At 38.7% G+C, this 24,872-nt stretch carries 26 protein-coding genes; 20 read left to right on the top strand and 6 right to left on the bottom strand.

Annotated features, from left to right (window positions below; genetic code table 11):
* Positions 1–5: 5 nt before the first annotated feature.
* From ACJVDH_RS11745 to ACJVDH_RS11730, 4 genes are all read left to right on the top strand, one after another.
* On the top strand, positions 6–302 hold the full coding sequence (locus ACJVDH_RS11745) for a Dabb family protein (RefSeq protein ID WP_443947622.1): 297 nt from the start codon (positions 6–8) through the stop codon (positions 300–302).
* A gap of 136 nt (positions 303–438) precedes the next feature.
* Entirely contained in the window at positions 439–759 is a 321-nt protein-coding gene (locus tag ACJVDH_RS11740; RefSeq protein ID WP_443943595.1) for a hypothetical protein, read from the top strand.
* Positions 760–831: 72 nt separating this feature from the next.
* Positions 832–1,029 carry a hypothetical protein gene (locus tag ACJVDH_RS11735; RefSeq protein WP_443943594.1) on the top strand — a complete coding sequence of 66 codons (198 nt, stop codon included), beginning with the start codon at positions 832–834 and terminating at the stop codon, positions 1,027–1,029.
* A gap of 135 nt (positions 1,030–1,164) precedes the next feature.
* Positions 1,165–2,538, top strand: coding sequence for an NAD-dependent succinate-semialdehyde dehydrogenase (locus tag ACJVDH_RS11730; RefSeq protein WP_443943593.1), 1,374 nt, complete (start codon positions 1,165–1,167; stop codon positions 2,536–2,538).
* 2 nt (positions 2,539–2,540) lie between these two features.
* Here the strand turns inward: ACJVDH_RS11730 and ACJVDH_RS11725 are convergent, their stop codons facing one another.
* From ACJVDH_RS11725 to ACJVDH_RS11715, 3 genes are all read right to left on the bottom strand, one after another.
* Positions 2,541–3,482, bottom strand: coding sequence for a cation diffusion facilitator family transporter (locus ACJVDH_RS11725; protein WP_443943592.1), 942 nt, complete (start codon positions 3,480–3,482; stop codon positions 2,541–2,543).
* A 94-nt stretch (positions 3,483–3,576) separates the two neighbouring features.
* A complete protein-coding gene (mgrA, locus tag ACJVDH_RS11720; RefSeq protein ID WP_443943591.1) occupies positions 3,577–4,566 on the bottom strand; it encodes an L-glyceraldehyde 3-phosphate reductase in 990 nt (329 codons plus the stop codon).
* A gap of 43 nt (positions 4,567–4,609) precedes the next feature.
* The gene (locus ACJVDH_RS11715; protein ID WP_443943590.1) at positions 4,610–5,281 is read right to left on the bottom strand and encodes an HAD family hydrolase; all 672 of its coding nucleotides are present in this window, start codon (positions 5,279–5,281) and stop codon (positions 4,610–4,612) included.
* A 114-nt stretch (positions 5,282–5,395) separates the two neighbouring features.
* On the opposite strand from ACJVDH_RS11715, the gene ACJVDH_RS11710 reads away from it, so the two are divergent.
* Positions 5,396–5,989 (top strand): Crp/Fnr family transcriptional regulator, encoded by a 594-nt coding sequence (locus tag ACJVDH_RS11710; protein ID WP_443943589.1) that lies wholly within the window; start codon positions 5,396–5,398, stop codon positions 5,987–5,989.
* Position 5,990: 1 nt separating this feature from the next.
* Here the strand turns inward: ACJVDH_RS11710 and ACJVDH_RS11705 are convergent, their stop codons facing one another.
* Positions 5,991–6,629 (bottom strand): phosphatase PAP2 family protein, encoded by a 639-nt coding sequence (locus ACJVDH_RS11705; RefSeq protein ID WP_443943588.1) that lies wholly within the window; start codon positions 6,627–6,629, stop codon positions 5,991–5,993.
* Between the two features lie 145 nt (positions 6,630–6,774).
* Here ACJVDH_RS11705 and ACJVDH_RS11700 point away from each other — a divergent pair, with 145 nt between their 5' ends.
* On the top strand, positions 6,775–6,978 hold the full coding sequence (locus ACJVDH_RS11700; RefSeq protein ID WP_443943587.1) for a cold-shock protein: 204 nt from the start codon (positions 6,775–6,777) through the stop codon (positions 6,976–6,978).
* 361 nt (positions 6,979–7,339) lie between these two features.
* On the opposite strand, the gene ACJVDH_RS11695 is transcribed toward ACJVDH_RS11700, so the two are convergent.
* Positions 7,340–7,690 (bottom strand): hypothetical protein, encoded by a 351-nt coding sequence (locus tag ACJVDH_RS11695; protein WP_443943586.1) that lies wholly within the window; start codon positions 7,688–7,690, stop codon positions 7,340–7,342.
* 392 nt (positions 7,691–8,082) lie between these two features.
* Here ACJVDH_RS11695 and ACJVDH_RS11690 point away from each other — a divergent pair, with 392 nt between their 5' ends.
* The 12 genes from ACJVDH_RS11690 (at position 8,083) to ACJVDH_RS11635 (ending at position 20,589) form a co-directional block, all read left to right on the top strand.
* Positions 8,083–9,276 (top strand): PAS domain-containing sensor histidine kinase, encoded by a 1,194-nt coding sequence (locus ACJVDH_RS11690; protein WP_443943585.1) that lies wholly within the window; start codon positions 8,083–8,085, stop codon positions 9,274–9,276.
* A gap of 9 nt (positions 9,277–9,285) precedes the next feature.
* The gene (locus ACJVDH_RS11685) at positions 9,286–10,317 is read left to right on the top strand and encodes a response regulator (RefSeq protein WP_443943584.1); all 1,032 of its coding nucleotides are present in this window, start codon (positions 9,286–9,288) and stop codon (positions 10,315–10,317) included.
* 90 nt (positions 10,318–10,407) lie between these two features.
* Positions 10,408–10,839 (top strand): lactate dehydrogenase, encoded by a 432-nt coding sequence (locus ACJVDH_RS11680; RefSeq protein ID WP_443943583.1) that lies wholly within the window; start codon positions 10,408–10,410, stop codon positions 10,837–10,839.
* Complete coding sequence (hemN, locus tag ACJVDH_RS11675) at positions 10,836–12,182, top strand: oxygen-independent coproporphyrinogen III oxidase (RefSeq protein ID WP_443943582.1); 1,347 nt, start codon at positions 10,836–10,838, stop codon at positions 12,180–12,182. The genes ACJVDH_RS11680 and hemN overlap by 4 nt, the downstream gene beginning before the upstream one ends.
* Positions 12,137–14,581, top strand: a complete 2,445-nt coding sequence (locus tag ACJVDH_RS11670; RefSeq protein ID WP_443943581.1) for a heavy metal translocating P-type ATPase — start codon at positions 12,137–12,139, stop codon at positions 14,579–14,581. The genes hemN and ACJVDH_RS11670 overlap by 46 nt, the downstream gene beginning before the upstream one ends.
* On the top strand, positions 14,578–14,757 hold the full coding sequence (ccoS, locus tag ACJVDH_RS11665) for a cbb3-type cytochrome oxidase assembly protein CcoS (RefSeq protein ID WP_443943580.1): 180 nt from the start codon (positions 14,578–14,580) through the stop codon (positions 14,755–14,757). The genes ACJVDH_RS11670 and ccoS overlap by 4 nt, the downstream gene beginning before the upstream one ends.
* Before the next feature lie 77 nt (positions 14,758–14,834).
* Positions 14,835–16,973 (top strand): cytochrome-c oxidase, cbb3-type subunit I, encoded by a 2,139-nt coding sequence (ccoN, locus tag ACJVDH_RS11660; RefSeq protein ID WP_443943579.1) that lies wholly within the window; start codon positions 14,835–14,837, stop codon positions 16,971–16,973.
* Positions 16,974–16,979: 6 nt separating this feature from the next.
* Positions 16,980–17,162, top strand: a complete 183-nt coding sequence (locus ACJVDH_RS11655; RefSeq protein WP_443943578.1) for a hypothetical protein — start codon at positions 16,980–16,982, stop codon at positions 17,160–17,162.
* Positions 17,149–18,087 (top strand): cbb3-type cytochrome c oxidase N-terminal domain-containing protein, encoded by a 939-nt coding sequence (locus ACJVDH_RS11650; protein ID WP_443943577.1) that lies wholly within the window; start codon positions 17,149–17,151, stop codon positions 18,085–18,087. The genes ACJVDH_RS11655 and ACJVDH_RS11650 overlap by 14 nt, the downstream gene beginning before the upstream one ends.
* Complete coding sequence (gene ccoG, locus ACJVDH_RS11645) at positions 18,071–19,438, top strand: cytochrome c oxidase accessory protein CcoG (protein WP_443943576.1); 1,368 nt, start codon at positions 18,071–18,073, stop codon at positions 19,436–19,438. Before ACJVDH_RS11650 ends, ccoG begins: the two co-directional genes overlap by 17 nt.
* Before the next feature lie 21 nt (positions 19,439–19,459).
* Positions 19,460–19,888 carry a FixH family protein gene (locus tag ACJVDH_RS11640; RefSeq protein WP_443943575.1) on the top strand — a complete coding sequence of 143 codons (429 nt, stop codon included), beginning with the start codon at positions 19,460–19,462 and terminating at the stop codon, positions 19,886–19,888.
* The gene (locus ACJVDH_RS11635; RefSeq protein WP_443943574.1) at positions 19,888–20,589 is read left to right on the top strand and encodes a sulfite exporter TauE/SafE family protein; all 702 of its coding nucleotides are present in this window, start codon (positions 19,888–19,890) and stop codon (positions 20,587–20,589) included. Before ACJVDH_RS11640 ends, ACJVDH_RS11635 begins: the two co-directional genes overlap by 1 nt.
* A gap of 4 nt (positions 20,590–20,593) precedes the next feature.
* Here the strand turns inward: ACJVDH_RS11635 and ACJVDH_RS11630 are convergent, their stop codons facing one another.
* Positions 20,594–21,823, bottom strand: coding sequence for a metallophosphoesterase (locus ACJVDH_RS11630; protein WP_443943573.1), 1,230 nt, complete (start codon positions 21,821–21,823; stop codon positions 20,594–20,596).
* A gap of 288 nt (positions 21,824–22,111) precedes the next feature.
* Here ACJVDH_RS11630 and ACJVDH_RS11625 point away from each other — a divergent pair, with 288 nt between their 5' ends.
* Entirely contained in the window at positions 22,112–22,549 is a 438-nt protein-coding gene (locus ACJVDH_RS11625; protein ID WP_443943572.1) for an RrF2 family transcriptional regulator, read from the top strand.
* Between the two features lie 213 nt (positions 22,550–22,762).
* Positions 22,763–24,859, top strand: coding sequence for a nitrite reductase (locus ACJVDH_RS11620; protein ID WP_443943571.1), 2,097 nt, complete (start codon positions 22,763–22,765; stop codon positions 24,857–24,859).
* The last annotated feature ends 13 nt before the right edge of the window (positions 24,860–24,872 follow it).

Below are 24,872 nucleotides of genomic sequence, written 5' to 3'. Positions count from 1 at the left end.
TTATGATGATTGCACACCACGTTTTATTCTGGCTTAAAGCCGACACGACTGAAGAACAGAAAACTGCTTTTTTAGGCGGATTGAAAACCTTAGAAAACATAGAAGGCGTAAAAACATTTCATGTGGGCACACCTGCACCAATTGAACGTGCCGTTGTTGATATAACCTATACTTTTAGCCTAATCTTGTTTTTCGAAGATCTTGCTGCTCACGATGTATATCAGGTTCATCCAATTCATAAAGCTTTCTTAGAAGAGTTTAGAGCTTTGTTTGAAAAAGTAATTATTTACGACGCAAATTAGTTTTAAAAGCGCTCCATAAACGGAGCGTTTTTTTTTTGCTTTATAGTTTTGTGATCCGTTCAAATAATCAATTAAATTTATTTGGAATTGTTCTAAATAATATGTTATTTGCCCGAATTGATTTCGATTTAAACTTATGTGCAAAACTACAGTACTTTCCCAAAATGAGAATATAACCATTGCCCAATGCAACAATTGTAAAGTATTAAACATCTGGAGGTGTGGCGTACTGATGAATTTTTCTTTCGATCAGTTTGATCTTTTCTATGCTTCTACAAAAAAACTGCAGTTTGATGATTATGCAGAGCAGACACCCGATGGCAGAGAAGTTGTTATCCTTTCTACACCATTTCCGGACATCAGTTTGGTATTTACGCGCGTAGAATGGTTTGAGTTTTTTCTGAAAATAGAAGAAGCTTTATATATGAAACAGGTTTATGAAATTGTACATCACTAATTTTTTAAAAAAAGTGATTTTGTAAAAAACCGTGTAAAATTTTTTTTCGTAGGTATGCATAAAATTGCGCTCATGAAAAAATCAACTACTATATTAAAGAGGTCGTCTGTAACCTCGTATCTTTTAGATAGCATTAAAATTGGCGATTCTATTGGTGATGAATATGGCAAAACCGGTCTGGTTTGCGATATCGAAAAAGTTCAACGAAACCGAGAAACTCAATATTATTTCAACATCGGCAAATCCGGAACAATTCTATTTCTGATTTAGCGAGCGATTTCTGTTTAGTTTTTCTTTTATCAGGTATATAAATCCGCACTCTTTTTGTGGTTTGCACAACCGTATTTCAAACATTTTTGTTGATGTACTGTATTATTAGAAACTTTTTAAAAAAGCGGTTAATATATGAGCATAACGTCCATCAATCCACATAATGGTGAGGAGATAAAAGCATACGAAGAAGATACTACAGAAACCATTGCAAGCAAAATAGATCACGTTCATGAAGCTTGGTTGGGCTATCGCGAAACAGACTTAAAACTTCGCGCCGGACTTCTATTACGCGCTGCATCTTTACTTAAAGAACGAAAAGACGAGCTTGCTAAACTCGCCGCCTTAGAAATGGGTAAACCACTTAAAGCTGGCGTTGCAGAGGTATTAAAATGCGCCAGTGTGTGTGAATATTATGCAAAAAACAGTGCAGAATTTCTTGCCGATCAAGCTGTAAAAACCGATGCTTCTCGCAGCTACGTTACTTTTCAACCGCTTGGTCTGGTACTGGCCGTGATGCCGTGGAATTTCCCGTATTGGCAGGTATTTCGGTTTCTTGCACCGGCATTAATGGTAGGCAATTGCGCCATTTTGAAACACTCTTCTGGTGTAACGGGTTGTGCGCTTGCCATCAAAAAAATTATAGAAGATGCCGGGTTTCATCCAAATGTAATGGAAGTGCTTATTTGCAAAAGTAAATCTATTGCGGCAGTTATTGAACATGCTAAAATAAAAGCGGTAACCTTAACCGGAAGTACCGAAGCAGGTAAAAAAGTTGCCGCACAAGCGGGAAAATTTCTGAAAAAAACTGTTCTTGAATTGGGTGGAAGCGATCCTTATCTTGTTTTAGCTGATGCAGATTTGCCTAAAGCAGCAAAAATTTGTGCCGAAGCACGATTGATCAATAACGGACAGAGTTGTATTGCGGGAAAACGATTTATCGTAGTTAAAGACGTTGAAGAAGAATTTGTAAAGCTATTTAAGGTTGAAATGCAAAGTAAGAAAACCGGAAATCCGTTTGATGCAGATGCTGATCTGGGGCCAATGGCACGTGAGGAACTTAGAAATGAATTGCATGAGCAAGTTTTAAAAAGCATTGCACAAGGCGCAAATTGTCTTCTTGGTGGCGAAATTCCTGAAAGAAAAACACCACATGCGTATTATACTCCGACTATTTTGTCGAATGTAAAAAAAGGAAACCTGGCATATGATGAAGAAATTTTCGGTCCGGTTGCTGCAGTTATTACCGCAGAAAATACGGAAGATGCCATCAGAATTGCAAACGATACTGGTTTTGGTTTGGGTGCTGCGGTATTTACAGAAAATGCAACATTGGCAGAAGATATTGCTAAAAACAAACTTCAGGCCGGAAGTTGCTTTGTAAATGAAGCCGTAAAATCTGATCCGGCTTTGCCGTTTGGCGGTATTCATGAATCGGGTTACGGCCGCGAGCTGGGTTTATACGGCATTCATGAATTTGTAAACATCAAAACGGTTTACATCAAATAAATCTATTCAAAATCAATATTGTCTAAGGGCTGAGGTAGTTTTGTTTTGTCTGATTGTGGTTGTATGATCACAAATTTTACAATTGGAAAAGCATCTCTTATCTCAGTTCTTAATCTCGCAATTGCATCCGTAAGCTTTTCCGTATCCAGATTGGGTCGAAAAGTTGCAATAACCACCAATAAAACTTCTTTTGGAGATTGATAGCTTGATAAAATGCTGATGGCGGCGTGCACATCTTGATCACTTTCAATTAGTTTTTTAATTTTTTCCTGCGTTTGCGGCATGATTCCTTCGCCCATAAGTAAACTTCGGCTTTCCCGTGCCAGAATCAGCGAAACAAAAATCAGCAACAAACCAACTAAAACAGAAGCCAGCCCGTCTAAATAGGGCAAACCAAGTTTATGGCTTAATACCATCATTACAAAAACGATAACTAAACCAAGTACCGCTGCACCATCTTCAAACAATACCAGAAAACCAGAAGGATCTTTGCTTTTTATAATGGCACGCCACCAACTCATCCCATTTCGGGTTTTGTTAAATTCTTTCATGGCAATAAGGAGCGAAGTGCCTTCAAAGATGAACGACAATATGAGGACAACATAATTCCATGTTGGGTTTTTGAGGATTTCCGGATGGCGGATATGGTTAATTCCCTGAGTGATCGAGACTACGCCACCCAAACCAAAAATCATGATGGAAACGATGAACGACCAAAAATACAGTTCGCGGCCATAACCAAATGGCCGGTATTTATCTGCTGGTTTGGTGCTACGTTTTAACCCGTATAAAAGCAAAAGCTGATTGCTGGTATCTACCGTAGAATGAATGCCTTCTGCAATCATTGAAGAGCTGTTGGTAAATGCTCCGGCAATGAATTTTGTAACCGCGATAAGTAAGTTTGCCGCAAGGGCACTGTAAATGGATGTATTGGCTCTTGCCATATGGGATTTTGGAAAATTTATTAATTAACCAATTCGAGTCACTTTAGTTTCATTTAATTTTGGGGATCTTTCGCAAAAAAGATCCCCAGAAAAATTAAGCCAATATTTCGTTAATGCGGGTGATCTCTGCTTCAGAAAATACAATGTTTTCTAGGGCTCTTATAGAATCCAGAATTTGTTCGGCCTTGCTTGCGCCAATCAAAACGGAAGTAATCCTTTCATCCTTTAAAATCCACGATAAAGCCATATGCGCCAGTTTTTGCCCTCTGGATTCTGCCACGTCATTCAGCTGAGAAATTTTCTCTAAAATTTCTGGCGTAAGGTTGCTTTCTTTCAGAAAGATTCCACTGGTTGCCACTCTTGAATCGGCCGGAATGCCTTTTAAATATTTATCGGTAAGTAAACCCTGTGCAAGCGGAGAAAAAGGAATACATCCTACACCCTCATTACCCAGAACATCCAGTAATCCATTTTCTACCCAACGTTCAAACATGGAGTATTTTGGTTGATGGATAAGACAAGGCGTGCCATTGTCTTTTAAAATGGCAATTGCTTTTTCTGCTTCTTCGGCCTGATAATTGGAAATCCCTACGTATAATGCTTTTCCTTGTTGCACCATCAAACTTAACGTATCCATCGTTTCGCGTAATGGCGTGTCCGGATCTGGACGGTGATGATAGAAAATATCTACATAATCCAGCTTCATCCTTTTCAGACTTTGGTCTAAACTGGAAACCAGATATTTTTTTGATCCCCAATCGCCGTAAGGTCCATCCCACATCGTGTATCCCGCTTTGGTAGAAATGATCATTTCATCACGATAATCTGCGAAATCTGTGGCGAGAATACGGCCGAAATTCTCCTCGGCAGAACCTGGAGGCGGGCCATAGTTGTTGGCCAGATCAAAATGAGTTATGCCATTGTTAAAAGCAGTGTAAATAAGATTTCGGCTGTTTTCGAAAACGTTTACATCACCGAAATTGTGCCACAAACCCAAAGAAACTGCCGGGAGTTTCAGTCCGCTTTTGCCGCAACGGCGGTAGAGCATTTTTTCATATCTGTTGGTAGAAATATTTAATTCCATATGTATAATTCGATTAGCTAATATTTAATATTTGTTGGTGTATTTAGTTGGTAAACAAGGTTTGTAGCATCGGATCGGTATAATCATCAATAAATCCGACAATATTATTGTAGGCGGCAAACTCGTCTGCAGTATGCATAGTTGTTAAAACCATACATTTCATTCCCGCATTCTGCGCGGCTTCTACACCTTTTGGTGCATCTTCAAAAACCAGGCAATTTTCTGGATTGATGCCGAGGATTTCGGCTCCTTTAAGAAAGGTTTCTGGATCTGGTTTGCTCAAATGAACATCATCTGCACTTACAATAGCTTTAAAATACTGATGGATGTGCAGGTTGTCCAAAACAAAATCAATATTGAACATGATCGCTGCCGAACCGATTGCCATTAAAATGCCCGATTGTTTTGCCTGATCTAAAAATGGACCCAGGCCCGGAATCAGACTCAGGTGTTTTTTATATGCGGATTGATAGCGTCTTTCTTTTTCTATTGAAATCTGATCAATCTGCTCTTGAGTAAAATGGCCCTGACCAAAAACGCGTTCTAAAAGCTCTTGGTTTTTGCCATACATTTCTTTCTTGACCGCCTCGTAACTAATTTTTGTACCCAAATCTTCAGTTAAGATAGAATGCCAGGCGCGGTTGTGAAAATCCATATCGTTGATCATTGTTCCGTTCAGATCAAACAAAAATGCTTTGAATTGTATGTTCTTCATGCTCGTAAAAATATCGGTTTTTTTGCGCTTTAGATGTTAAATTACTTTAATATTTTGCGTAACATTATTGACCGATTGCGATCTCATTGCTAAGTTTAAAGCCAAAGTTTTTTTATGCCGAAATCAAATGCAATACCTCAGTTTCTGATCAGCTTTTTAAATGATATTGAACCCCTTAGTATGGATGTTATTGCTCTTATTAATAAGGAAAGTGTATACATCAAAGCAAAAAAAGGGACACATCTTCCGGCAACCCAGCACGATCAGGAGTATATTTTATTTTTTGTGATTAGCGGTGTAGTACGTGGTTTTATACTGGATAAGGATAAAGATATAACTGTGCGCCTTGTTGGTGAAAATTCATTAATCGGGCATATCCGGCATCCTAAAACTGATGTTTTTGCTTATGATGAACATTTGCAGGCGCTTGAAGAAACAGAACTTATTGCCATTCCGTATACAGCTATCGATCAGTTGTATAGCCGTTTTCCAGAGACCAATATTCTGGGGCGTAAGTTGCTGGCGATGCAATATCATTCTTCACATATCCGCTCAATTTTATCTCGCATTCCTTCTGCTGAAGAACGATACCGTCAGTTCCTGATGCTTAATCCAACGTTACAAACCAGAATAGCGGGGAAGTTTTTGGCTAGTTATTTGGGTATGAGGATAGAAACTTTGAGCCGAGTAAGGGCAAAGTTTAAATAAACTAAAGGTTGTTTTTTGGTTTAAGATAATAGTACGCCAATGGAAACAAACAAATTGTTCCAAGTAATGCGCCGCCCAAAGTATCGGTAAACCAATGCGCGCCTAGGTAAATACGCGACGGTGCAACCATAAACATTAAAAAAACAGAAAATACGGTTACGGCTATTCGGATTGGATTTGGGATAGATTTCAGTTGGTACATCAATAAAATCAGAAACCCAAAAAAGACAAAATAAGACATTACGTGGCCGCTTGGAAAACTTTGAAATTTATATGGCTGCATTAAACGCACATAGAATGCCGTAGGGCGTGGCCTGTCTATAATATTTTTTATGCCAAGTATAACCAGGCTGGACAATGAAATTAATAGAATAAACAAAGCTTCTCTTTTAAATTTGTTGAGGTAGAATAAAACGGCAACCAGAAAAACTGCCAAAAAGGAAAAAGGCATATCGCCAAAAATACTAATACCAAGCATAAGCTGATCCAGCCAATTAGACTGAAATTGTTGTATCGCCAAAGAAAATTTGACATCAAATGCCCAAACTGGATGCAAGCTTACGAAAACACTAAGCAATACAAAGCAAAACAGTAATACCATAACAATGATACGGAAATGTATTGGTTTTAATTTAATCATAGTTCTATATAAGGTTCAAAGCACTTTATCTTCATTGCAATACTCATTTTTGAGTATTGTCTAAGTATTTTAGAAGCGCGAAATTGCACAATAATACGTTTTGGTGCAAAGCAAACAAAACGTTTAAACAAAATGATCACCTAAAATGCCAAAAGGAGTAATTAAATGGTTTAATCCAATCAGAGGATTTGGATTTATTCTTCCGGAAGACGGATCGGAACCTGTATTCGCAGATTGTGAAAGAGCTGCCGTAAAAAACATCGAATTTAAAGAAGGCCTTAAAGTAGATTATTTGCTATTATCCGGCAAAAAAGGAAAACAGGCTGCAAATATTAAAGCGTTACACTAGTTCGCTGCGATAATTTTCATCGAGAAAATTAAGGCATCCATCACGAAAAATATACTGTGTGTGTAGCCTTCTATGATTTAAAAAAGTAAATTCTAATCTTCGTACAGATAATAAGGATATCTAACTATTAAGATTGGCGGGTCGCTCGGCCTGCCATTCTGAATAGTACGCCTTATCAAAAATAACTAATCGTATACTACTTAAATATAACGCTCCAACCTACTGTCCTTCCTTAATGGGGAGGACCAGCAAGGTTGATTTTCTGTTATATCTTGTAAAGAAAATTTAAAAGTTACTGTAATTCATAAGCATCGCAGAGCAATTGGAAGTATATCTTTGATGTTGATGTGGAAAATGGAAGCTATTTAACAACAATCTGTTTAGGATCTGTTACCAGAATCTGCACTTTGCCTTTAAAATCACTCACAATACCGGTAACGCAAATGTTGTTACCCAAAAACATGCTAGACGGTTCTGAAGGAAATTTTGCCTGATCTTCTTTATTCACTACGATTGTAATCAATTCTTTAGGGAAAGCACCTCCAAGATTAATCAGGCTTATTTTGTCCAAAGCTTTAATACTGTAAACAGAATCGCAGATGGTAACGGTTTTACCAATATATTGAGCTGCATCTTTCGCCAGAATCAAGGTTTGGCTTTTTGCCAGATAAGAACCACTAAAGAATAGGATGGAGAGGATGAGCTTTTTCATGGAGATGGATTTGAATTTCAAAAATAAGGACAAATAAATGTTAAAGCAAATGCACACGCTTAAATTATAGATAATCTTAATTAACTGCTTGGTGTAAAATTACCAATTACTCAAGTTTAGTATTGTAAATGATACAATTTTTGGGGATATTTACAACTTATTAAATCAAAACGGGACGATTTAATACAAAATTGGGAAGGGAATACTTTAATTAGTATTCCCTTATTTTTTGCTCGTGAAATTTGTGACGCCCATCACCTTTTTAATTGATTCTGATACCCATCTGCCCTGTACCGAAATCTTATATTTGAACAAATATTAACGCACATATTTGCTGTGTTTAGCCACGCATTTGGCCAGAATATCGCAGAAATGGTTATTATTGTTTGCGTATGGACAGATCGAAATTTTTAGATGCAATTATAGAAAATGCAATAGATGGCATCATTACTATTGATGATAAAGGCCTTATCGAACATCTTAACCCGGCTGCACTTGAGCTTTTTGGCTACCGTAAAGAAGAACTTGTTGGGCAAAATGTATCGGTTTTAATGCCTCAACCAGACCGTTCTAACCACGATGGTTATATTCATAACTACAATCAAACCGGGCAAAAACATATTATTGGTATCGGGCGCGAAGTGCATGGACAACGTAAAGATGGATCGCAATTTCCTTTTCGCCTCGGTGTAAGTGAAGTGAAATTTAGCGACCGCAAAATCTACACGGGCTTTATTCATGATCTCACCAAAGAAAAAGCCAGCGAAGAACAGATTAAAAGCTATACAGAAAAGCTTGAGGTGAAAATCCGTGAGCGTACGCAAGATTTGGTTAAGCTGGTTTCAGAACTGGAGCTGGCAAAAGAAAATATGCGTGCACTTTTTCAAAAAGAGAAAGAACTTAACCAGTTGAAAACACGTTTTGTTTCTATGGCGTCGCATGAGTTTAGAACGCCGCTAAGTTCTATGCAGCTTTCCGCTTCACTCATTGATAAATATACCATTAAACAAGATACGCCGAATGTAGAAAAACATACGGCAAAAATCCGCAATTCCATCAATCATTTAACCACTATTTTAAACGATTTTTTATCGCTAGAAAAGCTCGAAGCCGGAAAAGTTGAAGCCAATAACCAGCACTTTAACCTCATCAGCTTTGCTGAAGAAATTGCCGAAGAAATGCAATTGATGACCAAACAAAACCAACACATTATTTACGAACATTCTGGCACCACTGCCGAGGTGTTTTTAGATCCAAATTTGTTGAAAAATTGCATTATCAACCTTATTTCCAACTCTATAAAATACTCTGGAGCAGATACTTTAATTCAATTTAACAGTCGTTTAGAAAATAAAACGCTTACGGTTGAAGTGAGCGATAACGGCATCGGCATTCCGGAAGTTGACCAAAATAATCTATTTGAACCTTTCTTCCGCGCACACAATACCGGAGATATTCCGGGAACCGGACTCGGACTCAATATTGTTAAACGCTACGTTGGGTTAATGAATGGTACAGTAGCCTGTTTTAGTAAACTGAACAGCGGAACCACTTTTATTTTAAATTTTAATTTACAACGTAACTAGCACATTCCAATGGGTAAAAAAGTATTAATTATTGAAGATAATGACGACATTAGAGAAAGCACAGCAGAAGTACTTGATCTGGCCGGATATGAAACCCTTACCGCAAAACACGGTAAACTTGGCGTAGACCTGGCCACAAAAAATATTCCCGATGTTATTCTGTGCGATATTATGATGCCCGAATTAGATGGTTACGGTGTTTTGTATTTGCTTAATAAAAACCCAAAAACGGCGTCTATTCCTTTTATATTTATCACCGCTAAAACAGAACGTGCCGATATGAGAAAAGGCATGGAAATGGGTGCAGATGATTACCTCACAAAACCTTTTGACGATATAGAATTGTTTAAAGCAATAGAAAGCCGATTCAAGAAGAAACAGCAATCTGCCGGTTTTGGCGCTGCCAAAAGCAATACCGAAGAAGCATTAGAAGATTTGCGCCAGAAAGGGAAAAGCAGACTGGTAAGCAATAAACAGGTTATTTTTATTGAAGGCGATGAACCAACTTTTTTGTACTTTCTGGTAAAAGGCCAGGTGAAAACGTACCAAAGATTTAAAGATGGCCGCGAGCTTTCATCAAATTTATACCACGATGGCGATTTTTTTGGTTATGAAAGCATTTGCAGCGGTCAGCCATATAACGATAATGCCGCAACGCTTACAGAATGTGAAATCATCCAGATTCCTAAGCTGGAGTTTATGAGTAGTTTATTGAACCATCAGATTATTTCTAAAACATTTATTGGTTTATTATCCGGAAATGTAAATGATAAAGGCAAACAGATGTTGCAACTTGCATATTCATCTGTACGCAAACGGGTTGCTGAAGCACTGTTGCAGGTAGCCGGAAAATTTGGAAATATAGATTCCGACGCTTGTACAATCCGGATTTCACGGGATGATCTTGCTGCACTCGTAGGTACAGCAAGTGAAACCATTAGTCGAATGCTGGCCGATTTTAAAGAGGAAAAACTGATTGATAAAAGCGGAAATGCAATCAATATTCTTTCAATAGAAAAACTGCGCCATGTAAAACAATAATACTTTAGTGATTAAAATCATTTTTTAGTCTAAGCCTACTCATCAAAGGCAAGTGGTACAGCGAGTAGCTTTGTATATATCAAAAAATATATGAAAGCAATCGCATATAATATCAAACCAGAAGAGAAAGAGTGGCTGGTGCTGGCCAACTATAAAAAACACGATATTACCATTATCGTGAACAGTTTAACGGCAGATACGCTTCCTTTTGCAATTGGGAAAGAAGCGTTGCTGGTTTTTAACAATGATGAACTTACTGCCGAGATGATTGCCGGTTTGGCAAAACTTGGCATTAAATACATAGCAACTTCTTCATTTGAAATTGCACATTTGGATTTGAAGGCTGCCGCACAAGCAAATATGAAAATTGCCAATGTGCCGAATGCCAATCAAGATCAGAATCCAAAATCCAGGATGGAGCAGGTAATTAAAAATCTGGATCAATGGGCCGCCGGAAAATGCGTGGGTAAAGCCTGTTGTTGTGCAAACAATTGTGGCGCAGCTAAAGCATTAAAGCCATGAAATCGTCCACTTTGCTTAAAAAATACAATATTGCGGCGCCGCGTTACACCAGCTATCCAACGGTTCCCTATTGGGATTTGAGTACATTTAATACCAATGTTTGGCAACAGTCTGTCCGCAATACATACGCGCAATTTAAAGAAGAAGGACTGGCTTTGTACATTCATTTGCCCTTTTGCGACAGTTTGTGCACATATTGCGGCTGTAATACCAGAATTACCAAAAATCATGCTGTAGAACAGCCTTATATTGAGGCTGTTTTACGCGAGTGGGAAATGTACGTTGCCATTTTAGGCGAAAAACCAACCATTAAAGAGTTGCATTTGGGCGGCGGTACTCCGACTTTTTTTTCTGCAGAAAATTTGGAACAACTGATACAAGGAATACTGGCAAAATCTTTTTTGGCAGAAAACCCCTCGCTTTCTTTTGAAGCGCATCCTGCAAATACCACTATTCAACATTTACAAGTGCTTTATAAACTTGGTTTTAGAAGGTTGAGCCTCGGTATTCAGGATTTTGATCCGAAAGTTCAAATGATGATCAACCGCTTTCAAACGCCAGAACAGGTTTTTAAGGTAACTACCGAAGCGCGAATAATTGGTTACGATTCTATAAATTTTGATCTTATTTATGGTCTGCCCGCACAAACCTTATCTGGCTTGAAAGATACCATCGAAGAAGTAATTTACATGCAGCCAGACCGTATTGCGTTTTACAGTTATGCACATGTGCCTTGGTTAAAACCCGGCCAAAGACATTATACAGAAAAGGATTTGCCAGTTGGCGATGCAAAGTTTGATCTGTATCAACTCGGAAAAAATATGCTTCAAGATGCTGGTTATGCAGATGTTGGTATGGATCATTTTTCGTTAAAAAGTGATATGTTGTATAAAGCCAGCCATTCGCAACAATTGCATCGCAATTTTATGGGTTATACACATGCACATAGCCATTTACTGATTGGGTTAGGCGTATCTTCTATAAGCGACAGCTGGGTAGCTTTTGCACAGAATCCTAAGACTGTAGAAAGTTATCTCGAACAAATTGCCGCCGGTAAATTGCCTGCAGAAAAAGGACATCTGCTTTCGCAGGATGATTTGCAGGTTCGTCAGCATATTTTGGACATCATGTGCCGGGAAAAAACAACTTTTACTCAGGGAATACCTGAAAATGTTTACACACGTCTACAACCCATGCTTAAAGATAAACTGGTTTGGCTAGACGAGAAAAATATCAAAATCACAACAAAAGGGAAATCTTTTTTGAGAAATGCATGCATGGCTTTTGATGAGCGTATGTGGGCAAAACAACCCGAAACGCAGATTTTCAGTTCTACAATTTAAGTTCTACAATTATGGGCGCCACTACGAATATTTCTGTCGATAATGTTTGTTTCCATTGCGGAGAAGCATTGCCAAAAGCTAAATTCCAATTAGATGGCAAAGACTTTTGCTGCATCGGATGTAAAGGTGTTTATAAAATTCTTTCTGAAAACAACCTTTGCAATTATTATGCATATAACGAAAATCCGGGTCAGCGTTTCGAAAAAAATAAGCAACTCGATTATCTGGATGAAGCCAATATTGTAAACCAGCTTATCGATTATAAACAAGGAAGCTCCAGTATTGTAACGTTTTATATCCCTGCAATTCATTGCAGTTCATGCATTTGGTTACTAGAACATTTGTATAAAATAAACGCGGCAATTTTTAATTCGCGGATAGATTTTATCAAAAAACAGGTTACCATCAGTTTCAATCACGAAGAAATTTCATTGCGCCAGTTGGTAGAAACGTTAAATCATATCGGTTATGAACCTTTAATCAGTTTACAAGATGTAGTGAAGAGCCACAATGCAGCCAGCGATCGTACATTGATTGTGAAAATTGCGCTCGCCGGTTTTTGTATGGGAAATGTGATGCTTTTTAGTTTCCCGGAATATTTCGGTCTTGATGGTTTTGAACGTGAGTTTCAATCTCTTTTTGCCTGGTTAAATCTGGCTTTCTCCATCCCGGTTACATTTTTTTGCGCCCGCGAATACTTCGTTTCTGCACTTACAAGTCTTAAACATCGCCATATTAATTTAGATACGCCGCTGGCACTTATTATTGCCGTTTTGTTTTTGCGTACCACATTTGAAGTGTTATTTAAAGCCGGACCCGGTTTTGCAGATACTTTAACTGGATTGGTTTTTCTATTGCTAATGGGAAAATGGCTGAAACAAAGAACCTATCACCACATTTCTTTCGATCGGGATTACCGTTCTTATTTTCCAATTGCGGTAACCACTTTAGTAAATGGAAAAGAAAAATCCGTAGCAATTAATGACGTGCAGGTTGGCGATCGGTTATGGATTAGAAATGGAGAACTTGTGCCGGCAGATGCCATTTTAATGAAGGGCGATGCCTGGATGGACATGAGTTTTGTAACCGGAGAATCGGATCCGGTGCATAAAGTACTTGGCGAGATTATTTATGCCGGCGGAAGGCAGACTTCAGAAGCCATAGAACTTGAAGTGGTAAAACCGGTATCGCAAAGTTATCTTACAGGTTTATGGAACAATGACAATTATGCAGATCATCAACAAAAACATAATTTTAACGATCGGATAGCGAAGTATTTTAGTCTTGGTGTTTTTATACTAGCGTTCACCGCAACAGCATACTGGATTTTTCAGCACGATAGTCATAAAGCCTGGGCGGCGTTTACTGCCGTAATTATTGTGGCTTGTCCCTGTGTTCTGGCTTTGAGCACACCTTTTACACTGTCTGCAATTTTATCTGTTTTCGATAAGAAAGGTTTTTACGTCAAAAATACTGATGCTGTAGAACTTCTTGCTGCGTGCAATACAATTGTTTTTGATAAAACCGGTACTTTAACACGCGCAGATCAAGCCGAAATTGAATTTAATGGCACATTAACCTATGTAGAACAAACCGCAATTTCTTCTTTGCTCAGAAATTCTGCACATCCTTTAAGTCGGCATATTTTAAAAGCGCTTCGTGTTGATAAATGTTATCCCGTTTCGGATTATCAGGAAATTCCGGGCAAAGGTTTAAGCGGAGTGGTAGATAATCAACAGATTTACGCCGGAAGTGCGGGCTTTTTACCTATTGCCGAAACTGATGTTTCTGGCGGCGGAGTACACATTATGATTGATAATCAATACAAAGGTTGTTTTACCGTGAAGCAGGAGTGGAGACCTGGATTAAGCAATTTAATGGAGCGGTTGAAACGTACTTTTACCTTACAATTGCTTTCTGGCGATACAGAGAAAGACCAGCAGTATATTCAGTCAATTTTTCCAGAACATTGCAGGTTGCTTTACAGGCAAACACCACATGATAAATTGGCAACAGTGCTTAAACTTCAGCAAACCGGCAAACAAGTGATAATGCTTGGCGATGGATTGAACGATGCAGGCGCATTAAAACAAAGCAATTTCGGCATTGCCATTACAGACAATATCAACAATTTTACACCCGGATGTGATGCCATCCTACATGGTGATTCACTTGGCTTGCTGCCGCAATTTATTCAACTCAGCAGAGATGGTCTTAAAGTAATTAAAACCAGTTTTGCCATTGCTACAGCCTATAATTGTATTGGTTTGTATTTCGCAGTTCAGGGAACTTTGTATCCTTTGGTGGCGGCAGTTCTTATGCCAATTAGCACCATTACCATTATTTGTTTTACTACAATCACCACGCGGATGTTTGCGCGTAAAAATCATTTGGTATGAATATTCTGTATTTTTTAGTTGGCTGTAGCGTAGTTATGGCTTTAATTTTTCTCGGCGCCTTTTTCTGGGCTTCTAAAACTGGTCAGCACGATGATGTGTATACACCCGGTGTACGTATTTTATTTGATGATGATCTAACCGACGAAAAAAGTGAAGAAGATCATTTTTCTAGATAAGTAAAGTCACCTGCCGGCAATCGATCACGAGATACCTTTGAACTATCAAAATTCAAACAAAACATCTCTGATAGATTATGCAGTTAGAAAAATTTACTTACGATAACAAGATTGTCCGAAATTTTGGAATCGCCACCCTGGTTTGGGGAATTGTAGGTATGACGGTTGGTTTGCTTGTGGCTATGCAGCTTTTTAAGCCGGCAATGAACATGGGGAACCAATACACCACTTTTGGGCGGATTAGGCCGCTGCACACCAATGCAGTAATTTTTGCATTTGTAGGGAATGCCATTTTTATGGGCGTTTATTATTCTTTACAACGTTTACTAAAAGCAAGAATGTTTAGCGATGTACTGAGTAAAATCCACTTCTGGGGCTGGCAACTCATTATTGTTGCAGCAGCAATTACACTTCCTTTAGGTTTCACCACATCACATGAATATGCAGAGCTGGAATGGCCGATAGATATCGCCATTACCGTTATCTGGGTTGTATTCGGAATCAACATGTTCGGAACCATTATAAAAAGGAGAGAGCGCCACCTTTATGTAGCCATCTGGTTTTACATTGCCACATTTGTAACTATTGCAGTATTGCATATTGTAAATTCTTTTGAATTGCCTATTTCATTTATGAAAAGCTATTATGTATATGCAGGTGTTCAGGATGCGTTGGTGCAATGGTGGTATGGGCACAATGCTGTTGCTTTTTTCTTAACTACACCTTATCTGGGCATGATGTATTATTTCTTGCCGAAAATGGCCAACAGGCCGGTTTATTCCTATAAACTTAGTATTCTGCATTTTTGGTCGCTCATATTTATATACATCTGGGCGGGTCCGCACCATTTGCTGTATACTTCCCTTCCGGGATGGGCACAATCATTAGGCGTTGCTTTTTCTATCATGTTGATTGCACCAAGCTGGGGCGGAATGATTAACGGTTTACTTACCCTACGCGGTGCCTGGGATAAAGTTCGAGAAGACGTCACCCTAAAATTTATGGTGGTGGCACTTACCGCTTACGGAATGGCAACTTTTGAGGGGCCAATGCTATCCCTCAAACAAATAAATGGTGTTGCCCACTTTACCGATTGGATTGTAGCGCACGTACATGTTGGCGCATTGGGTTGGAATGGTTTCTTAACCTTTGGCGTTTTGTATTGGTTAATACCAAGAATTTATAAAACACCTCTGTATTCAAAAAAATTAGCAGGTTTCCACTTTTGGATTGGCACATTAGGGATTTTGTTTTATGCAATTCCAATGTATTGGGCGGGTTTTACACAAGGTTTAATGTGGAAAGAATTTACTGCAGAAGGGCTTTTAAAATACCCAAATTTCTTGGCTACAACTTTGCAGATTATTCCAATGCATGTATTAAGATCCGTTGGAGGTGCATTGTATTTAACCGGTGTAATTGCAATGACCTACAATCTTGCTAAAACCATGCGCAGTGCAAAACTGGTGGCAAACGAACCTGCAGAAGCTATGGCTTTAGAAAAAGAAATTGGCCAAGAATCTGCTGCCGATCGTGCCTGGCACCGCGTTCTGGAACGTAAGCCAATTAAATTTATGGTTTTCTCATTAATCATTATTCTTATCGGCGGAATGGTCGAAATGATGCCAACGTTTACCATCCAATCTAACGTGCCATCTATCGGAAGCGTAAAACCATATACGCCACTGGAACTTCAGGGCAGAGACATCTACATTCGCGAAGGTTGTATAAACTGCCACTCGCAAACTGTTCGTCCTTTCCGTTCAGAAACAGAACGTTATGGCGATTATAGTAAAGCCGGAGAGTTTGTATACGATCATCCATTTTTATGGGGAAGTAAACGTACCGGGCCAGATCTTCACCGCATTGGCGGCAAATATTCTGATGCCTGGCATTTCAATCACTTGTTAGACCCAACATCAATGTCCCCAGGCAGTATCATGCCACCTTATCCATGGTTGGTAGAGCAGACGCTCGATATTTCTACCACGGCAACTAAAATCCGTGCAATGCAAACATTGGGCGTTCCATATCCGGCAGGTTTTGATGTTAACGCCAATGAAAGTCTAAAAAATCAGGCTAACAAAATATCTGCGGAGCTTTTGCAAAATAACATTAAGGTAAAAAGCGACAAAGAAATTGTGGCCATTATTGCCTATCTGCAACGCCTCGGTACAGATATTAAAGCAAATACAAAAGAAATTCCTTCAAACTAATCAGTCATGTTCAATCAGATCAAAAACCTTGCAGGCGGCGAACTGTACCTTATCAGTTCATTAATTATGTTCATGGTGTTTTTCATCATTGTAGCTTTATATCTGCTTAAATTAAATAAGGGCCACATTCAAACCATGAGTGAATTGCCAATCGTCGAAAATCAAAATTCTGAATATGAAAAAGATTAGTTTATCGCTTTGCCTGACATTTTTTTCGTTGATGGTTTTGGGCGCAGATGAAGTACCGGCTTTGCCGCCTTCAGAACCGGGTTTGGGTTTAAGCCAGTCTGAACTGCTCATTCTCATATTGCTGCTCTTTGTAATTGTGCTTTTGGTGGTTTCGGTTACCTTGCTCCACGCATTTAAAGTGATGTATAAAGAGCAATTGAATCCTACACCTTACATTCAGCAAGAAAAAATTGCGGTGCTGGATTATGATGACTGGCTTAAAACAAAAAAGAAAAAAACCAGCATCTGGACAAAAATTTTGGGATTAAAACCTATCGAACAAGAGAAAGATCTGGAAATAGATCATGCGTATGATGGGATAAAAGAACTGGATAATCCGGTGCCTGCCTGGTTTAATTTTCTGTTGTTCGGAACGATGATTTTCGCCGCCGGATATCTCTTCTACTACCACATTGGTGGATATGGAGACCTGCAGGATCAGGAATATAAGACAGAAATGGCAAAGGCCGATGAAGAAAAAGCTGCCTATCTGGAGAAATCTGCAAATGCTGTTGATGAAAATACCGTAAAAGTTGACAACACAGCAACTATTCTCGAAGAGGGAAAAAACCTTTTTTCCGGGAATTGTAAAGTGTGCCATGGCGACAGTGGACAAGGTTTAATCGGACCGAATTTAACAGACGATTACTGGTTGCACGGCGGCGGAATTAACAATGTTTTTAAAACCATTAAATATGGCGTGCCGGCAAAAGGAATGGTAAGCTGGGAAAAAACATTAAGTCCGAAACAAATTGCTGCGGTCGCCAATTACATTCTGTCTTTGCACGGCACAAATCCTGCTGGCGCAAAAGCACCGCAAGGCGATAAATACGAGGAAAAAGATCCTGAAGATAATGCTGCAAAAGAAGATGAGCAAACAAAATAAAAACGAGAATAAAAGCAGCGGCAGGCAGTTTGTTTACCCGAAAATGCCTTCAGGTCGGCTGTATTCCTATCGCAAATGGGTAAGTTATGCTTTGCTGTTGCTTTTATTTTCTTTTCCGTTTATCCAATTTAAAGGTGAGCAGCTGGTGCTTTTAAATTTCGTGGAACGGAAATTCGTTTTCTTCGGATTGATTTTTACACCGCAAGATTTTTATCTCTTTGCACTTGCCATGCTTATCGGTATTGTGAGTGTAGTTTGTTTTACCGTTGTATTGGGCAGATTGTGGTGCGGCTGGGCTTGCCCGCAAACTATTTTTATGGAAATGGTTTTCAGAAGGATTGAATATTGGATAGAAGGAGATGCCAATCAACAGAAAAAATTAGACAAAGAAAATTGGAACACACGTAAGATTGCTAAAAAAGCAGTTAAACATCTCTTATTTTTGTTGATTTCTTTTGCCATTGCAAACACTTTTCTGGCCTACATTATTGGCTCTAATGTACTGATTGGGATTGTAACAGAACCTATAGCGCAGCACGTTTCTGGTTTTATTTCTATCTGTGTATTTACCTTAATTTTTTATGGTGTTTTCGCTTATGTAAGGGAAGTTGTATGTACAGTAATTTGTCCTTATGGCCGTTTACAAGGTGTTTTACTAGATAACCAGAGTTTGGTTGTTGCCTATGATGTGAAACGGGGAGAACCTCGCGGGCACCGCAAACGCGAACAGGAAAACGCCACAATCGGCGATTGCATAGATTGCTCGCTTTGTGTTCAGGTTTGTCCAACCGGTATAGACATTAGAAAAGGTACACAGCTTGAATGTATAAATTGTACTGCCTGTATTGATGCCTGCAATGCGGTAATGTATAAACTTGGCAAAACCAAAAACTTAATCGGGTTTTATAACCAGGAATACATCGAGCATAATAAACCTTTCAAAATCAGTTTAAAATCTTACGGATATGCTGCTGTGCTTGCCGTTATTATTTGTGTGTTTTCATCGTTGGTTTACATCCGCGAAAGCGTTCAAAGCACAGTTCTTAGAGCAAGTGGCACACTTTATCAAAACAGAGGCGATTCTACCAGCAACCTGTATAATGCAGAATTGATAAACAAAACCAATAAAGATGTGCATTTTGTTTTCAGGCCCAAAGATCCACAAAACCATATAGAGTTTGTTCAAAATACAACGGTATTGCCAAAAGAAGGTGCAGCGCAACTCACATTTTTTCTGTTGAGGAAAAACACGCTGATTAAGCAATACAAAAGTGAAGTAGAGTTTGAAATTCTTGCCGATGGAAAGGTGATCAGTAGGGCTTCTACAAGTTTTTTTGCACAGCCAGATTAAATTCTTTTAAAGATAGAATAGATGAATTGGGGAACTAAAATTGTAATGGGAATGGCGGCATTTATGTTGTTTATTATCGGGATGGTTATGTACATGTTTTCGGTACACAACAGAGATGCTTTGATTGAAGACAATTATTACGAGAAGGGAATTAATTTTAATTCCGAATATACGGCGGCCCAGAATATGTTAAATGATCAGGCGTCGCCAGAAATCATCATTGATCAACAAAAAATGGTCATTCTCTTGCGCGATAGTGCAGAATTTGTTTTAACACTTATGCGCCCATCAAACAAAAAGCAAGACCGTAAAATTGAAGGGCATACCATTGGCGCAACAAATGCGATTGTACTTAACAAAAAAGATTTTGCGCCTGGTATGTGGTTTCTGTCGCTGAGTTGGACGCACGCCAATAAACCGTATTTATTCAAGAAAAATATCACTTTCTGATGGATTTTCTACCCTTGGCATTTTTAATGGGGCTTTTTGGCAGTTTACATTGTGCCATAATGTGCGGCCCAATTGTGTTGAGTTTACCAGGCAAAAGTGACGGTATGTGGAAAAATGTATTTCAACTGCTTTCTTATCAATTGGGGCGGATACTAATGTATACGCTATTGGGCCTTATTGTTGGTTGGATTGGAAGCAGTATAGTCGTTTTCAGCAACCAAAAGTTTCTAAGTCTTTTTATCGGCTCAAGTTTATTAATTGTAAGTGTTTTTAGGCTTTTTAGCCGGTCTTTTCATAAAAAGCTTTCACTTGCACAAGCTAAATTTCTGCATCCGTTAAGCCGGGTTTTACCTAAAATTTTTAAACTGCCATTTTGGGGTTTTCTGTTCGGAATGTTAAACGGCCTTATTCCATGTGGCATGGTTTACCTCTCTCTGGCCACCGCACTTAATACCGGATCGGTTTCTGCTGGCGCCACTTTTATGTTTCTGTTCGGTTTAGGTACCAGTCCTTTAATGATGACCATTTCTTTAGGTGGTTTTTATCTGCGTAAATACATTCCTTTCAATGTACAAAAACTAATTCCCTGGTTTACTTTATTTATCGGTTTGTTATTTATTCTTCGCGCTTCAGATTTGGGAATTCCATTTCTTTCACCAATCAGCGGCTCAGGTTATGCTCACGGTGCAGAATGCAGGTAGTAAATTAAGCTTTTTTGGTTTTTCTAAGTTCAATTACCGTAATTTCCGGCCAGATGCCAATTCGTCCGGAAAAACCTAAAAAACCAAAACCGCGATTTACGTTTAAATAACGGCCGTTTTCAGTTTTAACGCCAGCCCAATGCTTGTATCGGTATTGTACGGGGCTCCAGCGTAAACCAAAAGCTTCAATTCCAAATTGCATACCATGCGTATGACCGGCAAGTGTAAGGTGTATCTTTGATGGAAATTGTTTTACTTGTGCCTCCCAGTGACTCGGATCGTGTGAGAGCAGAATTTTAAAATCGTCAGTTTTGGTGTTTTGAAGGGCTTTTTTCAAATCTCCGCGTTCTCCAAAACCAATACCCCAATTTTCTACACCGGCAAGTATAATTTTGTCATTTCCTTTTTGCAGTTCAATGTGTTCATCAAGCAAAAGCCTGAAACCTAAATCGGCGTGATGGTGTTTTAATAGTTGTAGGTTCTGAATTTTTGCCTGTTCATCTGGCCATTTTACATAATCACCGTAATCGTGATTGCCCAAAACAGAAAACTGCCCAAATTTTGCTTTAATTTGAGAGAAGTGCCCAATGTAAGGCTTTATTTCTGAGGCAACGTTGTTAACCAAATCTCCAGTAAACACAAAAAGATCACTTTTTTGTGCGTTAATCAAATCAATTCCTTTCTGCACAGCTTTTGGATTGGTAAAACTTCCGGAGTGTACATCCGATATCTGTGTAAGTGTAAAACCGTCAAAACTTTCTTGCAAATCATCAAAAAACAAAGTATGCCGAATTACCCGATAGGCATATTTACCTTGTGTAATGCCGTAAGCAAATAGCAAAATGGTAACGCAAAACATCACGAAGGCAAAATCAATCCAATAGTTATTCCGGCCAAGCATATGATAGCCGCCGTCACTAAAGTTCGAAGCTGCGCCCAGAAGTAAACGATACAGATCGCCAAGCAGCAAGAAAAAAGCAAAAACAACTTCAGCAGTAAACACAATGAGAAAAGCATGGCTCACGATTTGAAAAAAACGGTTTATTCCTTGTATACGCATTTGTTGTATGGCAAAGATCAATGCGAAAAGCAATCCAATGATAAATACCCAGAAAGCCGGACTTAACCAAGCCGATCCATTTAACGCGCTGAAACCAGATAACACATAAACATTTAGTGCCAGAAAAAATATGGTGATGAAGAGAAAGGGAAGGAGATTTAATTTTCTTCGCATGTTGATTTTAAATTTCGGTAAATGTAAATTTTAAACCTCTCTTTTTCAGTTAAGTTTCCATTACTGATCATTTTTTACTTCAGGTTGATTAATCGAACTTATTTATAGGTAAATCTTAGTTTTGCCGTAACTGGTTCGTATTTAAGTTTTTGTCTTTTATCGCAGTGCGAAGGTTTGCCTAATTGTTTCGGATGTTTGTTGCGCCGCATTAGCATTTTCGTAAATTTTCATTTTGTTGAAGGGCGCAAATTTTAAATTTTACATTCTTTTATTAGCTTTGTACGAAATATGCTATCCAAAAAGACAAAATATGCCATTAAAGCGCTCGTTGCTCTTGGTAAAAATGTAGAAAAACCACCTATGCAAATATCCAAAATTGCAGAGGAGGAGCATATTCCTAAAAAATTCTTAGAGCAGATCTTGCTCGATCTTCGCAACGCGGGTTTCTTATACAGTAAAAAAGGCGCTGGAGGCGGTTATAGCTTAAACAAAAAACCAGAAGATATTCTTTTGGTACATGTTATGCGCGTAACTGATGGTCCAATTGCTATGGTACCATGTGCAAGTTTAAATTTCTACCACAAATGTGATGAGTGTGTAGATGAGAAAACTTGCGGCATTAGAAGTGCTTTTATTGAAGTTAGAGATGCTACGCTAAAGGTTTTAACGGAGACCAGTATTGCAGATGTCATCAATCGCGAAGATAATCTGAAAGCCATCATTTAATTTTTTTTAATAAAAATTACGACTATTTCTATATACTTTATATATTTGGCAGATGACTTTAAAGTTTATGGTAATTAAATTGATGTGTACGGGTTTGATGTGCTGTTGTAAAACAGTAAGTTAAGGACGTATATAGATTTTTTTTAATATAAAATTTGAAATGCTTCCTCAGTAAAAGGAGGCATTTTTTGAATATCGCTAACAACAACATATATGCAAAGTTTCAGAACAGAACTCGAAAATCCGATTGTCGAGCAGGACATCATCGATTTAGAGCGGAAAATAAAAGCCTTTCGAGACGGCACCATCCATGAAGAGAAATTTAGGAGCTTACGATTGGCGCGGGGTGTGTACGGACAAAGACAACCTGGTGTACAAATGGTTCGCATTAAACTTCCTTTTGGTAAAGTTACGTTTAAGCAACTGCTGCGAATTGCGGATATTGCAGATGAGTATGGCAGCGGAAATCTTCATTTAACTACGCGCCAGGATATTCAGATTCACTATGTGAGTTTAGATCGCACGCCAGAACTTTGGGCGAAATTAGAACAAGACGATATTACCCTTCGCGAAGCTTGTGGAAATACAGTGAGAAATGTGACTGCATCGCCAAATTCTGGTATTGATGCAGAAGAACCTTTTGATGTTTCTCCTTATGCTCAGGCAGTTTTTGCTTACTTTCTGCGCAATCCAATTTGCCAGGAAATGGGCCGGAAGATTAAAATCTCTTTTTCTTCAAGCGATCGCGATACAGCATTTAGTTATATTCATGATTTGGGTTTTATTCCTAAATTAAATGAAAATGGGGAGCGTGGCTTTAAAGTACTTTTTGCCGGTGGTTTGGGTGCACAACCATTTTTAGCCAATGCGGTGCATGAGTTTTTACCCGAAGATCAACTGATTCCTTTTACAGAATCTGTTTTGCGCGTGTTTGACCGTTATGGTGAAAGAAACAACCGGAATAAAGCACGCTTGAAATATTTAGTGCAAAAACTGGGTTTGGAAGAAGTTTTGAAATTGATTGCAGAGGAACGCCTTGCCAATAAAGTTAAAACCTTTAAAATCGATCTGAATACTGTTCCGCAACCAGAAATTCCGCAATCTCAGAATTTCGAAAATGTACAGCCAGAAGATGAAATGCATTACAAACATTGGTTGGCTACAAATGTGGTAGAACAGAAACAGGAAGGCTTTTACGGCGTATATGTTAAGGTGCAAGTTGGCGATATTAAAACAGACCGTGCGCGTGCTTTTGTGGATGCGGTTAAAAATTATGTAGCAGATGAAATCCGGATTACTCAAAACCAGGGATTGTTGCTGAAGTTTGTTCGGAAAGAAGCCTTGCCTTCGTTATATAATGAATTGCATAAAATCGGTTTTACTACTGCCGGATTTGACAGTTTAGCCGATATTACAACTTGCCCGGGTACGGATACTTGTAATTTGGGTATTTCAAACTCTATGACTTTGGCCGAGGTGTTGGAAGATGTGATTTACAGCGATTTCCCTGAGTTTATTTACGAAAAAGATATCAAAATCAAAATTAGTGGTTGTATGAATTCTTGCGGGCAACATGGCCTTGCCGAAATCGGTTTTCATGGCAGTTCATTAAAGGCCGAAGGAAAAGTTGTACCGGCGGTTCAGGTAATGCTGGGCGGCGGAACCGTTGGCAATGGTTTCGGACGTGTTGCAGAACGCGTAATTAAAGTGCCTTCAAAACGCGCAACCAGCGTATTGCATTATCTGTTGAACGACTTTAAAGACAATAACCTCGAATCTGAAAATTTCCATGCCTATTACGATAGAAAAGGTAAAGATCATTTTTATCAGTTGTTAAAACCATTGGCAGATTTGACCAGTCTTCAATCTGAAGAATTTGTAGATTGGGGGCACGTAGAGCAATTTCAAACCGCAATCGGCGTAGGAGAATGTGCCGGCGTAGTTATAGATCTGGTTGCAACGCTATTGTTAGAAGCAGATGAGAAATTTGGTTGGGCGAAAGAAAACCTAAATAAAGCTGCTTATGCAGATTCAATTTACCACACGTACTCAACTTTAGTAAGCGCAGCAAAATCATTACTGTTGGATAAAGGTGTAAACAGCAGTACCCAAGTTGGTGTAATCCGCGAATTTGATAACCATTACGTTGAAAGCGGCGATTTCAATTTCGGTTCAACTTTTTCTGATTTCGTACTTCAAATCAATAAAAATGAACCATCTGAAGCTTTCGCCAGAAAGTATTTTAATGATGCGGAGGCATTTTTAAATGAAATAAAAGTGAAACGTGCAGAAGTAATACGCGCAAATTAATACGAAGGATTTA

Origin of the sequence: Pedobacter terrestris, from assembly GCF_052343045.1 — a bacterium.
Taxonomy (GTDB): Bacteria; Bacteroidota; Bacteroidia; order Sphingobacteriales; family Sphingobacteriaceae; genus Pedobacter.
This window is presented reverse-complemented; position numbering and strand designations above follow the sequence as displayed.

Excerpts from the sequence above, each read along its gene's own strand:
- ACJVDH_RS11745 (WP_443947622.1), top strand. The coding sequence starts at position 6 with ATGATTGCACACCACGTTTTATTCTGGCTTAAAGCCGACACGACTGAA.
- ACJVDH_RS11740 (WP_443943595.1), top strand. The coding sequence starts at position 439 with ATGTGCAAAACTACAGTACTTTCCCAAAATGAGAATATAACCATTGCC.
- ACJVDH_RS11735 (WP_443943594.1), top strand. The coding sequence starts at position 832 with ATGAAAAAATCAACTACTATATTAAAGAGGTCGTCTGTAACCTCGTAT.
- ACJVDH_RS11730 (WP_443943593.1), top strand. The coding sequence starts at position 1,165 with ATGAGCATAACGTCCATCAATCCACATAATGGTGAGGAGATAAAAGCA.
- ACJVDH_RS11725 (WP_443943592.1), bottom strand. The coding sequence starts at position 3,482 with ATGGCAAGAGCCAATACATCCATTTACAGTGCCCTTGCGGCAAACTTA.
- mgrA (WP_443943591.1), bottom strand. The coding sequence starts at position 4,566 with ATGGAATTAAATATTTCTACCAACAGATATGAAAAAATGCTCTACCGC.
- ACJVDH_RS11715 (WP_443943590.1), bottom strand. The coding sequence starts at position 5,281 with ATGAAGAACATACAATTCAAAGCATTTTTGTTTGATCTGAACGGAACA.
- ACJVDH_RS11710 (WP_443943589.1), top strand. The coding sequence starts at position 5,396 with ATGCCGAAATCAAATGCAATACCTCAGTTTCTGATCAGCTTTTTAAAT.
- ACJVDH_RS11705 (WP_443943588.1), bottom strand. The coding sequence starts at position 6,629 with ATGATTAAATTAAAACCAATACATTTCCGTATCATTGTTATGGTATTA.
- ACJVDH_RS11700 (WP_443943587.1), top strand. The coding sequence starts at position 6,775 with ATGCCAAAAGGAGTAATTAAATGGTTTAATCCAATCAGAGGATTTGGA.
- ACJVDH_RS11695 (WP_443943586.1), bottom strand. The coding sequence starts at position 7,690 with ATGAAAAAGCTCATCCTCTCCATCCTATTCTTTAGTGGTTCTTATCTG.
- ACJVDH_RS11690 (WP_443943585.1), top strand. The coding sequence starts at position 8,083 with ATGGACAGATCGAAATTTTTAGATGCAATTATAGAAAATGCAATAGAT.
- ACJVDH_RS11685 (WP_443943584.1), top strand. The coding sequence starts at position 9,286 with ATGGGTAAAAAAGTATTAATTATTGAAGATAATGACGACATTAGAGAA.
- ACJVDH_RS11680 (WP_443943583.1), top strand. The coding sequence starts at position 10,408 with ATGAAAGCAATCGCATATAATATCAAACCAGAAGAGAAAGAGTGGCTG.
- hemN (WP_443943582.1), top strand. The coding sequence starts at position 10,836 with ATGAAATCGTCCACTTTGCTTAAAAAATACAATATTGCGGCGCCGCGT.
- ccoS (WP_443943580.1), top strand. The coding sequence starts at position 14,578 with ATGAATATTCTGTATTTTTTAGTTGGCTGTAGCGTAGTTATGGCTTTA.
- ccoN (WP_443943579.1), top strand. The coding sequence starts at position 14,835 with ATGCAGTTAGAAAAATTTACTTACGATAACAAGATTGTCCGAAATTTT.
- ACJVDH_RS11655 (WP_443943578.1), top strand. The coding sequence starts at position 16,980 with ATGTTCAATCAGATCAAAAACCTTGCAGGCGGCGAACTGTACCTTATC.
- ACJVDH_RS11650 (WP_443943577.1), top strand. The coding sequence starts at position 17,149 with ATGAAAAAGATTAGTTTATCGCTTTGCCTGACATTTTTTTCGTTGATG.
- ccoG (WP_443943576.1), top strand. The coding sequence starts at position 18,071 with ATGAGCAAACAAAATAAAAACGAGAATAAAAGCAGCGGCAGGCAGTTT.
- ACJVDH_RS11640 (WP_443943575.1), top strand. The coding sequence starts at position 19,460 with ATGAATTGGGGAACTAAAATTGTAATGGGAATGGCGGCATTTATGTTG.
- ACJVDH_RS11635 (WP_443943574.1), top strand. The coding sequence starts at position 19,888 with ATGGATTTTCTACCCTTGGCATTTTTAATGGGGCTTTTTGGCAGTTTA.
- ACJVDH_RS11630 (WP_443943573.1), bottom strand. The coding sequence starts at position 21,823 with ATGCGAAGAAAATTAAATCTCCTTCCCTTTCTCTTCATCACCATATTT.
- ACJVDH_RS11625 (WP_443943572.1), top strand. The coding sequence starts at position 22,112 with ATGCTATCCAAAAAGACAAAATATGCCATTAAAGCGCTCGTTGCTCTT.
- ACJVDH_RS11620 (WP_443943571.1), top strand. The coding sequence starts at position 22,763 with ATGCAAAGTTTCAGAACAGAACTCGAAAATCCGATTGTCGAGCAGGAC.